The sequence below is a fragment of the Lacinutrix sp. genome (assembly GCF_037625555.1).
Classification (GTDB): domain Bacteria; phylum Bacteroidota; class Bacteroidia; order Flavobacteriales; family Flavobacteriaceae; genus Lacinutrix.
On record NZ_JASJHV010000011.1, the window covers coordinates 1 to 12,001 of the forward strand.

The window sequence follows — 12,001 nt, forward strand, 5'->3', positions numbered from 1 at the left end:
CGATTTACACGAGCGTGCAGGAAGTAGTAACGTTATACATTTACACGGCGAATTACTAAAAGTACGCTCCATAAAAAATGAGGAAGTAGTAAAACCATGGTCTACAAACTTAAATATTGGAGATTTAGATGAAAATGGACACCAACTAAGACCAAATATAGTTTGGTTTGGCGAAGCTGTACCAATGATTGACAAGGCTGTAACGATTTGTAATACCGCAGATATTTTACTTATTATTGGCACGTCTATGCAAGTATATCCTGCGGCTAGTTTAATGCATTATGTACCAGAAAATACACCAACCTATTTTATAGACCCTAATCCAGCTATTAGTAACTCAAAAAACATAACTGTAATTAAAAATAAAACTACAGAAGGTATTCAAGAATTTATAAACCTAATAAACTAAATGAGAGTTATAATTCTAGTCTTTTTTATTTGCATTTCTATTAGTGGTTACAGTCAAGAAAATGACTCTTTTATTTCCTTTTTTCGGCATAAAATTATGCTAAAAGCAAATATTAACACACAAACGGAGTCCTACTCTTTACAAAACAGTGAAACTGAGAATTTTAATTTAACAGCAAATACTATCTTTAAATTTACTGCTTCTGCAAATTATGAATTTATTGGATTAAGCATCGGTTTCTCTCTAAAAGATAGAAATTTACCATACAAATCTTAGTTTCAAGACATAACACTTCGCTTATTTTTAAACCAATGGATACAAAATATACAATACAGACGTGTTCGTGGTTTTTATAGAAATGGTGGGACTTTAGATAATGAACAAAAGGCGTTTCCAGACTTTAAAACCACTAGCTGGAATGGTGCGACCTCTTTTGTAATTAACCCAAATTTTTCTTTAAAACATGTGTTGTTTAATAAAGAGTGGCAAGGCAAAAGTGCTGGAAGTTTAATACCTACCTTACGATATGGATACCAACGCATATCAGACCGAGTAGATGGCTATAAAGAAGCACAAAATATGTATGGTATTTCTATTGCTTCAGATTATTATTATACTTGGGTAATAGAAAAGAATTGGTTTGTAATACCTTCTCTTTCTCCTGCTTTAGGATTACGTTACACAGATTATAGCTTGGCAGAAACTAGTACACAAAACACCTTATTTACAAACTCTTTAAACTTAGGTTTATACTTTGGTTACACCTCTTAAAACATAGTAGCAGGGGCAAATTTTAATTTCGATTCTAAGGCATCAAATGCTAAAACAAAAACCAATATAATTAGCGATAGAAGCTATGCTAATCTTTATTTTGGTTACCGTTTTAACGCTCCAAAATCTTTAGAAAAAAGAGTAGATTGGCTTAAAAAAAAGGTAAAAGGCTAACCTAACTAGAGGTTCATTTCTTTAATACTCTTAATACGGTTTCTCTCAAGAAAAGCATCAATAGTTTCAAAATGCTCGATTACGCGTTGCTCTTTAAATTCGTATACTTTTTGAGATAAGCCTTGTAAGAAATCACGATCATGAGACACAAAAATTAAAGTACCATCAAAACTTAAAAGAGCCTCTTTTAAAACATCTTTAGATTTTAAATCTAAGTGATTAGTAGGCTCATCTAATAAAATTAAATCTGGTTTTTGTAGTAGTATTTTAGCCAATTCAATTCATATACGCCAACCTCCAGAAAACTCATTAGTTAATCTGGTAAAATCGTCTTGTTTAAAACCCAAACCTTTTAAAGCCTTCTCAATTTCAGCATCATAATTTACATCTTCTAAAGCATAGTATTGTTCACCTAACTCGCTTACTTTTTCTATAATAGACATGTACTCATCGCTCTCGTAATCTGTTCGCGTTTCTAGTGCTTTATTATACGCGTCCATTTCGTTTTTTATTTTAAAAACATAAGCGAATGCTTTAGAGGCTTCTTCAAAAACAGTACAATTATCTTCTGTTAATAAATGCTGGCAAGTAAGCAATTACAGTTTCTTTTGGATGACTTATTTTACCACGTGTTGGACTTTGAACAACAGCTACAATCTTCATCATAGTAGATTTTCCTGCACCATTTTTTCCCATTAATGCGATTTTATCGTTTGGATTTATAACAAAGTTAACATCGCTAAATAAGTTTGTACCACTAAATTCTACTGCTAAATTATCTGCTGTAATCATATCTATTTAATTAAAAGCGCGAAATTAAGAAAAAGACAAATATTCTCTTTATTAAAAGCAGGTTTTATATGAAGAAAAAAAACAATATTTTCTTTCATTCTAATTTCTATTAACAATTAGTAAAACGTAAATTGCAAACTGTCTAAGTTTATTAATTATGAAAGAGAATACCATGCTAAATTATATTAAAGAAGTATTAGAAAACAGGCCTACAGATTGGTTAAACCTAACCACGCATCGATTAGAAATTTACAACGAAAAATTCGCTAAAAGTGAATTTTTAGAACAGTTTGAAAATTTGTTTAATAACAATAATTCTAAAACGACTGCACTTAGCCAATTACCAACTGCTTACGATTATATAAGACTTGGCCATCCTCTATCCTGTATTCTAGAATGGGCAATTGCTAAATCAAACGGTTTAGAGCCAGAACACGTTATTAGTTTTTCGTCTCAAACCATACCAGTTTTAGCCATATTAAGAAAAAATTTATTCGATAATAAAAATACCCAAATTCTTTACACAGGAAGCTTACCCTCTTTTTTTGATGCTGAAGTTTTAAAAAGCGTTTATGGTTATTCATTTAACGTAAAGCAAGTAGAAAATACTACAGCTATTTCTATATTTAATGGTACTACTATTTTTATTTCTAATGAAGATAAAATAAACCCAACGACACCTAACGCTAACATTGATTTTTACATTAATAGTTATGCACAACTAGGAAGTGTGTTATTAATAAATGGAAAGGAAAACGAAAGTTATGTAAAAGACATACAACATGTGCGACGCAGAGAAACCATAGCCATGACACCAGATAATGCTTTAACTGCATTAAATACACTTGTAGAAAACCCTAATTTTAATACAGTAAACAAAACTGCTCAAGCAAACAAAACAAAAGTTTTAAATGCTATTAAGGCCGTTACAGGCACAACAACAAAGCCTTTGGTAGCTTCTAGCGGTTTATCTATACAGTATGCTATTTTAATGGGTTTAATACACCATGCCATAGAAAAACATCAAGGCAAAGCCATTAAAATTGTAGTACCACCAAATTGTTATGGAGGCACAAACGACCAAGCAAGACGTGTTGCTGCTTGCCTAGACAATGTTGAAATAGTAGATTTACCAGTAGATGGTGGTAATGATATGGTTAAAAGCATAGACCTAGTTTTAAATAAAATTGCAAACCAAGATGCAGTGCCATACATTATTGCAGAAATACCAACAAACCCTAGAGTTGAGGTTCCAAATCTTTTAGAATTAAAGGCTGTTTTAAGTCAAGAACGTAAAACAAAAAAAGGCACAATTGCAATAGATCCAGTTTTTATACTAGACCAAACCTTTTGCCCTACTGTGCAATTTTTAGGTGAAGGTGAAATTCTATCTTCTGTAAGAACCATTTCTTTTGCTAGTGGCTCTAAATTTCCTAGTGGTGGACAATGCACTGCTGGTTACTGCTTAGTCAATAAAAAAACAGAAGCTTTAATAGAGAAAATAGAAAAGCATCTTATACTTTGCGATAACCAAGCGACTGCTTTACAGTTAGACATATTGGCAAGATATTTACCAACAATGACGCAGCGAATTAAAGACGCTTATAAAAATACACGCGAGTTTGTAAACCATATTCAAGAAACTTTACCAGAAGCTAAAATTAATTTTGTTTCTAAAACACTAGCAGAACAAGGATTTATGCCTTCTGTTTTTTCGCTAGATTTACCAACAAAAGGAGCCACTACAGAGGCTAAAGAAAGTTACAAAAGAGCTTTAAATCTTAAATTAATTAATTTAATGATTACTAAAATTCCTAACAAAAGTAAATACTGCGTAAGTTATGGGCAACTAAAAGGCTGTTACTGGACAATACCAGCAACCTCTACTCAAGGCACAACCAAAGAAGGCGATAAAGATTATATTGTACGTGCCTCGTTATCTGCAAATATGGATTTAGAATTACACAAAAAAGTGTTTACAGATTTTGTAGATTCTATTTAGCTAAAACTTGACTTTGTAAAAAAAATACACGAACTTCGAATTTAAACCAACTGATGATATAAACATTTAAACGATTTCATATCATCCTATACGTTGTGCTTCATTACCAGAAACTGCTAACCAATGATAAAATTCATTTAGAAAAATTAGACAAAATTTACTTTCGGAAGGAAAAATTGGAAAGTATTTCAAATATGCAATTGGTGAAATCGTGCTTGTTGTTATAGGTATTTTAATTGCGCTCTCTATTAATAATTGAAATAACAATAAGAATGAAAAGGCAGAGATAGAAAATTATTACACTAAAATTCATGAAGAGAGTACAATCACTAAAGAAAGATCCAACTGGTTTAAAGCATCATTGGATACACTAAATCAACAAAACAATAGAAGTCTTGACATTATCAATTTAAAAAACAGAGACTCATTGTATCTTCTAAAAGAAACTTTAGGTGCTTTAGGTACGGCATACAAATCTGATTTTTTATTTCCAATCATAAATGAGTTTTTAAATGAAGGCTATTTAGCAAAGATTAAAAATGACTCTCTAAAATTAGGGTTTCAATATTTTAGCATGGCATTAAACGATTTAAATAGTAATTACAAATATATGTATAATCAATATTCCACCTCTATAGAACCTTACTTTTATAATACTATAAATTATGCAGAAGTGGTGTATGGTGGTGCTGATTTGAATAAACTAAAAACAGGAGGACCTAGTACAAACTATGAGCAGTTCTATGATAATTTAGAACTTTGGAACTTACTAACCTTTAAAGTTGAAACGACAATCTCTCAACAACTACTAATAGATAGATTATATAAAATCTTAGAATTCGTTGATAAAAAAATTCAAGAGGAGCTAAACAACAATGATTAAATTCTTTAGAAAAATAACGAAAGCACAACAATGGCTATAATTAATATGGACTTCGGTCTTTAAGCCAAGGTCTGTGTATATTTATAATGTCACAAAATCTTTGGGATTTTGCTTCGTGCATAAAAAAAACAAAACAAAACTTACCAAACAAACTTACTCTCAATTCAAAACAATTGAGTAATTTCGCGCACTATTAAAAATAGTATTATTATGAAGCGCATAAACGAGTACAGAAAGTTATTTGAAGTTGAGGCTAAACCTACACTTGGAGAACTTAAAAAAAAATACAGAAACTTAGTTAAAGAATGGCATCCAGATAAGTTTCAAGATCAAGATGAAAAAGCTGCTGAAGCAGATGAAATGGGACGTAAAGTTATTGATGCTTACCATTTTTTAGTTAGTATTGCTCCAGAAACTCATGCTGCTAATTTAGAAGAGTACAACATTACTATTAACTCTCCAATTATGGATTGGAAACATAAAGGTTTACTTTTAGAAGTATCGTTTTTAGATGGTAATACTTATGAGTATTTTGGAGTAAATAAAGCGTTATACATAAAATTCTCTAAAAGCGATAAGCAAACACGTTTTGCTAAACGTAGTGTTTTTAACTCGTTTACATACAGGAAAATTAAGAAGAAAGATGTTGTTGCTTAGTAAAGCATAAAACACCATTATAAAAAAAGCCTCAAAATTATATAATTAATCTACGCGTTGTAAATTTAAATCTTGAAAATCGAAACTAAAATCTATATCTGGAGATATTCCTTTTATTTTAATACTTTGTGCTTTACCACTATTATTTAAGCTAAAGGTTACAAATGCATCTGCATTCATGTCTTGGTACTCCCACTTTACAGCAAAAGTATTATCCTTATAATACTGTAACTCTCCATTTAGTTTTGGAGAGCGTAAAAATTTAATATATAGTTTACCTTTCTTTTTAAAAACTTCAGCTTTACCAAACCAATTGTCTTTATAAAAACCTATATAATTTTTAAGTGTAATTTTTGAAACGTCTGCTGTTGCTACTTCTTCCCAAACCTTATTTGTAAAATAGTTGGTTCAAGATTCTCGCTGTTTAAAATAAGTAGCATATTTATCTACCCAATTAAAATTATCTAAACCTAAATAATCGTCTGTAATTGCATTTGCTACAGACGAGAACAAACCTGCTCCATCATAACTTGTATTAGTTAAAATAACAACTCCAAAATTGAGATCTGGAATTAAAACAGTGTTAGATAGCATTCCTGGTAATCCTCCAGTGTGTTCTACTTTTAGGTTTCCTATTACATCAGATAAAAACCAACCTAAACCATAACCCGAAAAGTGAGAATTGTATCTAGGATTTGGATCTGCACTCATTACTGTATGCATTCTCCAAATTTCGCGATGATTTACCGTTGAGAATAATTGTTTCTTTAAATCTACACCAAACTTACCTTTGTTTAATTGAAGTAACATCCATTGTGAAAGGTCATCTACATTAGAAAATATACTACCTGCTGCTCCATTCATCATCTCTTTAAATGTTGGTATTATTCTAATAAACTCTTCGAAAGTTACACCACTTTTTCTGGCTATAAGTTCTCCTGCTACTATGTTTAATAAATTATCGTAATCTCATTTAGTTCTAAAAGCAGATTCTGCTTTAAAATATTGAAAACTTGATAGTAAGTCGTCCATTGTAAAATCTGTACCATCTGGAAAAAACATTAAATCTACCATTCCTAATCCCAATCCACTTCTATGTGTTACTAAATCTTAGTATATTAAAATTATCTTCAACATATTGATTGTACATTCTAAATTCTGGAATATGGTCTTTTACCTTGTCTAACCTGTTTAGTTTACCTTCTTCTACTAAAATAGCTAAAGCTGCAGTTGTAAAGGCTTTACTATTAGATGCGATTGCAAATTGTGTATGCTCGTTTACTGGACTTTTTGTATTTATAGATTTTACTCCGTAGCCTTTACTATGTATTATTTTACAATCTTTTACAACAGCTACTGCATAACCAGCTATATTAAATTTACTCATAACATAGTTAACTAAAGAGTCTACTTGCTTAGAGTTCATTTGTGCATTTACTAAAGAAATAAAAACTAAAAGAATTAAAAAGATTGATTTTTTAAATGTTGAGATTTTCATAATAATGACTTTAAAATTAAATAACGATACTGTTAAATATAGCTCATTATTTTTTATTCTTTTCCTCAATCCATTTACTCATAAATTTTGTACTTTGTAAAGTATGGTGCATGAGCATGCTTCCTGTAAAGTTATGAAGCCTCATGAGTTCTAGATTATTCTGGGTGTTTTTGACTTTTGTTAAAAAATCTTGTGTGTATAATTGTTTATCAAAACGAACGTTAATAATGGTTACACCAAGTTTCTGTTTTCCGTTCCAGAAAATTTTATTTGTGTAAAGCTCTACTGCTTTTTCTGTAAAATCTTTAGTATCGTCTTCTACAAAACCATTAGGTTCTAAATTGCCATACATACCTTCTGCTCCAATACTTGAAGTAACACAAGGCACACCATTTAACATAGCATCAATAATTTTACCTTTTAAACCTGCTCCATAGCGTAAAGGAACTAAACACACTTTGTATTGCTGCATTAACAAATTTATATCTTCTACAAAGCCTTTAATTAAAAACCCATCAGCTTCATTATTTAATTGTTTTGCTTGCTCTGTAACATATGCACCATAAATATGAATTTGTGCTTTTGGAAGTTTTTTTCTAATAATTGGCCAAATATTTCTTTTTAAATGCAACAAACCATCCATATTAGGTTGGTGTAAAAAATTTCCAACGGTAATAAAGTGATTACGCTCTTTAAAATTTGGCAATGCACGTTGAGACCTTAAGGTAATAGAATTTAGTAAAAATGGCAGATAAATTAATAAATCTGGACTAACATGAAATTGTTCTTTTAGTATTCTAATTTCTACTTCAGAAATAATAATAGACAAATCACATCTATAAATACTTGCTATTTCTCGCTTTGCAGTGTCGTTAAATAAGTAGTTAGCATCAAAAAAAGCATTGTCTTTTAAAGCTTGATGTCTACCACGTCTTAAACAATGTAAATCTTCAGTATCTAAAATTCTAAGCGCATTTGGGCACTGTTCTGCAACACGCCATCCAAACTGCTCTTCAATCATAAATCGATCAAAGAGTACAACTTCAGGATTTAATTCTTTAATAAAAGTATCGAAACTAGAATCGTTAAGTACAATTGTTTTAGTTTCTACATCAATTTGCTTTAAATCGAAGGCATTATCGCTTTTAGTGCATGCTGTTGCAAAAGTGATTTTATAATTCTTTGATTTAAAAATTTCTATAATTTGCATCATTCTGCTACCAGCTGCAGAACTTTGTGGCTCTGGCCAAACGAAACCTATTATGAGAAGTTGTTTTATCAATTATAAAAATATTAAAATAAGAGTTTACTCTGGTCTTGGTGCTAATGCATAAACAGTTCTTACTTGTTTTGCCCAATTTAAAATATCTTGAATTTGAGCATCTGTTAAATTAGCCTCTGTATTTGTCCAAGTGTAAGACGCTAAAGGCATTTCTTTATCTTCAACCATTTCAATTAACTCTTCTATTTTATGATCTTTTCTTTTAATCGAGTTATTATCCCAATTAGAGACGTTAAAATGTTTTGTACCATGCTTTACATGTTCTGCCATCCAATAGTTTACTGGTGTTATATTATTATACCAAGGATAACGTGTAGTATTACTGTGGCAATCAAAACAAGATTCTGTTAATATTGCTTTTACAATTTCTGGAGGCTTAGTATCTTCAAAAAATGCAGTTAATGACTCTGTAGAACCTTCATTTTTTTCTGGCCCAAAGAATTGAGCAACTACAAAAACGATTAATAAAATTAGAAGTATTTTTTTTGAATTTTTCATTATAAAAATTAATATTGTTAATTAGTTAACAACTCCAATCTAGTAATTATTGTATTTAAAATAATATACTTTTTGGCAAGTACATTTTGTTTTACTTAAATTGAGGACTTAAAAATAATAATTTCATTTGACTACTGAAGCCTTATATCAAGAATTAAATTATGTTAATCATTCTAGAGAGAAACGATTATACTATGCCAATTTGGTAATAAACAATCCCGATTTAATACCAAAACTGTTAGATATCCTTTTTATGGTAGACGATAAAATATCACCTCGCGCTGCTTGGGTCTTTGAGTTTATGTGTGGTGAAAACTTAAATACTATTATTACATATTTAGATTGCTTTACACAAAACATTAATAAAGTTCACCTAGATTCTGCAGTAAGACCAGTTGCCAAAGTTTGCGAATATTTAATAAAAGCCTATTACAGTAAACACGATAATGCTATTAAACATAATCTAAATGCAATACATCAAGAAAAAATTATTGAATCTTGTTTTGATTGGATGATAAACGATAAAAAAAATGCACCTAAAGCTTATGCCATGAATGCTCTATTTCTTCTAGGAAATGACCATGACTGGATTCATCCAGAATTAAAATTAATTTTAGAACACGATTACCAAATGTAAAGTTGTGGTTTTAAAGCAAGAGCCAAACACATTTTAAAGAAAATTAAAAGTTAAAAAACAGTTAATAACTGGCCAAAACTTCTGTCGTGTAACTTCGCACTTAAAACTTTCTTAGCTATCTTTACACCTTTCAAAATTTTGAAACACAACAATATTAAGCTATGTCATTAACTGTATTAAATGCGATCTCTCCAATAGATGGTCGCTATAGAAATAAAATTGAAGTCTTAGGTGATTATTTTTCTGAGGAAGCCCTTATAAAATATCGTGTATTAGTTGAAATAGAGTACTTTATTGCACTCTGCGAACAACCACTACCTCAACTAAAAGGAGTAAGTGCTTCTGTTTTTGAAGATTTACGTAAAATTTATAAAGATTTTTCTACAGAAGATGCTCAAGCCATTAAAGACATTGAAAGTGTAACAAACCATGATGTTAAGGCTGTTGAATACTTTATAAAAAAAGAATTCGACAAATTAGGTCTAGAACAATACAAAGAATTTATTCACTTTGGTTTAACATCTCAAGATATAAACAATACAGCAATTCCTTTAAGTATTAAGGAAGCTATGAACGATGTTTATGTACCTCGATATTTCGAATTATTAAAACGTCTTGAAGAGTTATCAAATGATTGGGCTGCAATACCAATGTTATCTAGAACTCATGGCCAACCAGCTTCTCCAACACGTTTAGGAAAAGAAATTGAAGTGTTTGTTGTACGTTTAAAAGAACAATTTAATTTATTAAATGATATCCCAAGTGCTGCAAAGTTTGGTGGTGCAACTGGTAACTTTAATGCACACAAGGTAGCTTACCCAACTATTGATTGGAAAGCCTTTGGTAGAAGTTTTGTACAAGAAAAACTTGGATTACAACACTCATTCCCAACTACACAAATTGAACATTACGACCATATGGCAGCATTGTTCGACTGTTTAAAACGCATAAATACAATAATTATAGATTTAGATCGTGATATCTGGACTTATGTATCTATGGATTACTTTAAGCAGAAAATTAAAGCTGGAGAAGTAGGAAGTAGTGCTATGCCTCACAAAGTAAACCCTATAGATTTTGAAAACTCTGAAGGTAATTTAGGTATGGCTAATGCCATTTTTGAGCATTTATCTGCAAAATTACCTGTTTCACGTCTACAACGTGATTTAACAGATAGTACTGTTTTACGTAATGTAGGAGTGCCTTTTGGGCATACGCTTATTGGTTTTCAATCTACTTTAAAAGGATTAAATAAGTTATTGTTAAACGAACCAAAATTTGCTCAAGATTTAGAGAATAATTGGGCAGTGGTTGCAGAAGCTATACAAACTATTTTACGTCGTGAAGCCTATCCAAATCCTTACGAAGCTTTAAAAGGACTTACTAGAACTAACGAAGCTATTACAAAATTATCAATATCTAATTTTATAGATACTTTAGAGGTTAGTGATGCTATTAAGACAGAATTAAAAGCAATTTCACCAAGTAATTATACAGGTATATAATATGTTTACAGATAGACAATCTCTATATCTTGTTGGTATTGTAACTGGCTTATTTTTTCTAGCTGGCTTAAATAGTATGCTTGACTACATAGCAGTTAAGATTATTTTAATTTGTCTTTTAATTTTATTAATAGTTAACCTATTTATACCTAAAAAAATCCTGAAGATATTGAAGATTCATAAAGATTTATACACATAAAATAACAAAAGGCTTATCTCTCGATAAGCCTTTTGTTTTAACATATAAACTATAAATTATTCTTTTAAATAATCCATAACTTTTTGAAGTTGATTTCCATATACATCTGTCTTTTGTATTTTAAAAATTAACTCATATAATTTCTCTGGTTGCATATCGTCTCCTAAGACTCTTATTAAAGCAAACCCTAATTCACTAGTACTTGCCAAGACTAAAAATTCGTCAACAGTATCTGCTTCTCCCAATGTATTAACTCTAAAATTAATACCACTATCAGTAAACTCAATCAACTCTTCATACTTGTCATTTTTAAAAATTGCAATTGCTTTTTTTAGTTCTGCTTTGTACTCTTCTTTATTGTTTTCTGTAACTTTAAAAGCTAAAGCATTAACCTTATCATAAGATTTGTAAATCTTTTTCTGGTCTTCACTAAAATCAACTTCACTAATATCTAACATATCTGGAGCAAAATCTATAGTTAAAAACTCTGGTTTATCTTGATGATCTACAAAGTAGTTTTCTATAGAACTTTCATCTTTACAGCTTACTAATGCAACAGCGATTAAAAGTGTAAATACAATAGTTTTAAAAATTGGTTTCATGGGTTTTAATATTTAATTTGGTAATCTCCTACTTCTTATTCTTTTTGTCTAATTCTTTTCCGCCTGGTAAATCGAAAGCATTAACAAGCTTA

14 protein-coding genes and 1 pseudogene are annotated in these 12,001 nt (G+C 30.3%); 8 read left to right on the plus strand and 7 right to left on the minus strand.

Going from position 1 to position 12,001, the window contains the following annotated elements; all coding sequences use genetic code 11:
• From QNK89_RS00460 to QNK89_RS00470, 3 genes are all read left to right on the plus strand, one after another.
• Positions 1 to 409, plus strand: a 409-nt coding sequence (locus QNK89_RS00460) for a Sir2 family NAD-dependent protein deacetylase (RefSeq protein ID WP_340168957.1), incomplete at its 5' end; no start/stop codon positions are given.
• 96 nt (positions 410 to 505) lie between these two features.
• Entirely contained in the window at positions 506 to 685 is a 180-nt protein-coding gene (locus tag QNK89_RS00465) for a hypothetical protein (RefSeq protein WP_340168958.1), read from the plus strand.
• 9 nt (positions 686 to 694) lie between these two features.
• The gene (locus tag QNK89_RS00470; protein WP_340168971.1) at positions 695 to 1,180 is read left to right on the plus strand and encodes a DUF4421 family protein; all 486 of its coding nucleotides are present in this window, start codon (positions 695 to 697) and stop codon (positions 1,178 to 1,180) included.
• Positions 1,181 to 1,461: 281 nt separating this feature from the next.
• On the opposite strand, the pseudogene QNK89_RS00475 reads toward QNK89_RS00470, so the two are convergent.
• Positions 1,462 to 2,146, minus strand: a pseudogene (locus tag QNK89_RS00475) (ATP-binding cassette domain-containing protein); the annotation flags it as partial.
• A gap of 157 nt (positions 2,147 to 2,303) precedes the next feature.
• Here QNK89_RS00475 and QNK89_RS00480 point away from each other — a divergent pair.
• The 3 genes from QNK89_RS00480 (at position 2,304) to QNK89_RS00490 (ending at position 5,688) form a co-directional block, all read left to right on the plus strand.
• Positions 2,304 to 4,148 (plus strand): cystathionine beta-synthase, encoded by a 1,845-nt coding sequence (locus QNK89_RS00480; RefSeq protein WP_340168959.1) that lies wholly within the window; start codon positions 2,304 to 2,306, stop codon positions 4,146 to 4,148.
• A 361-nt stretch (positions 4,149 to 4,509) separates the two neighbouring features.
• Positions 4,510 to 5,031: a hypothetical protein gene (locus QNK89_RS00485; RefSeq protein ID WP_340168960.1), complete on the plus strand. Its 522-nt coding sequence runs from the start codon at positions 4,510 to 4,512 to the stop codon at positions 5,029 to 5,031.
• A 210-nt stretch (positions 5,032 to 5,241) separates the two neighbouring features.
• Positions 5,242 to 5,688, plus strand: a complete 447-nt coding sequence (locus tag QNK89_RS00490) for a KTSC domain-containing protein (RefSeq protein ID WP_340168961.1) — start codon at positions 5,242 to 5,244, stop codon at positions 5,686 to 5,688.
• 45 nt (positions 5,689 to 5,733) lie between these two features.
• Here the strand turns inward: QNK89_RS00490 and QNK89_RS00495 are convergent, their stop codons facing one another.
• The 5 genes from QNK89_RS00495 to QNK89_RS00515 all read right to left on the minus strand — a co-directional run bounded on the left by QNK89_RS00495 (position 5,734) and on the right by QNK89_RS00515 (position 8,966).
• Positions 5,734 to 6,039, minus strand: a complete 306-nt coding sequence (locus QNK89_RS00495) for a DUF3471 domain-containing protein (protein WP_340168972.1) — start codon at positions 6,037 to 6,039, stop codon at positions 5,734 to 5,736.
• Positions 6,040 to 6,096: 57 nt separating this feature from the next.
• Positions 6,097 to 6,555, minus strand: a complete 459-nt coding sequence (locus QNK89_RS00500; protein WP_340168962.1) for a serine hydrolase — start codon at positions 6,553 to 6,555, stop codon at positions 6,097 to 6,099.
• A gap of 226 nt (positions 6,556 to 6,781) precedes the next feature.
• Entirely contained in the window at positions 6,782 to 7,186 is a 405-nt protein-coding gene (locus QNK89_RS00505) for a serine hydrolase domain-containing protein (RefSeq protein WP_340168964.1), read from the minus strand.
• Positions 7,187 to 7,232: 46 nt separating this feature from the next.
• Positions 7,233 to 8,468: a glycosyltransferase family 4 protein gene (locus QNK89_RS00510; protein WP_340168965.1), complete on the minus strand. Its 1,236-nt coding sequence runs from the start codon at positions 8,466 to 8,468 to the stop codon at positions 7,233 to 7,235.
• Between the two features lie 24 nt (positions 8,469 to 8,492).
• Complete coding sequence (locus QNK89_RS00515) at positions 8,493 to 8,966, minus strand: heme-binding domain-containing protein (RefSeq protein WP_340168966.1); 474 nt, start codon at positions 8,964 to 8,966, stop codon at positions 8,493 to 8,495.
• 127 nt (positions 8,967 to 9,093) lie between these two features.
• On the opposite strand from QNK89_RS00515, the gene QNK89_RS00520 reads away from it, so the two are divergent.
• Together QNK89_RS00520 and purB are read left to right on the plus strand one after the other, a co-directional pair.
• Entirely contained in the window at positions 9,094 to 9,603 is a 510-nt protein-coding gene (locus QNK89_RS00520; protein WP_340168967.1) for an adenylosuccinate lyase, read from the plus strand.
• 161 nt (positions 9,604 to 9,764) lie between these two features.
• Entirely contained in the window at positions 9,765 to 11,108 is a 1,344-nt protein-coding gene (purB, locus tag QNK89_RS00525; protein WP_340168968.1) for an adenylosuccinate lyase, read from the plus strand.
• A gap of 255 nt (positions 11,109 to 11,363) precedes the next feature.
• On the opposite strand, the gene QNK89_RS00530 is transcribed toward purB, so the two are convergent.
• Positions 11,364 to 11,909, minus strand: coding sequence for a DUF4252 domain-containing protein (locus QNK89_RS00530; RefSeq protein WP_340168969.1), 546 nt, complete (start codon positions 11,907 to 11,909; stop codon positions 11,364 to 11,366).
• Positions 11,910 to 12,001 lie beyond the last annotated feature (92 nt).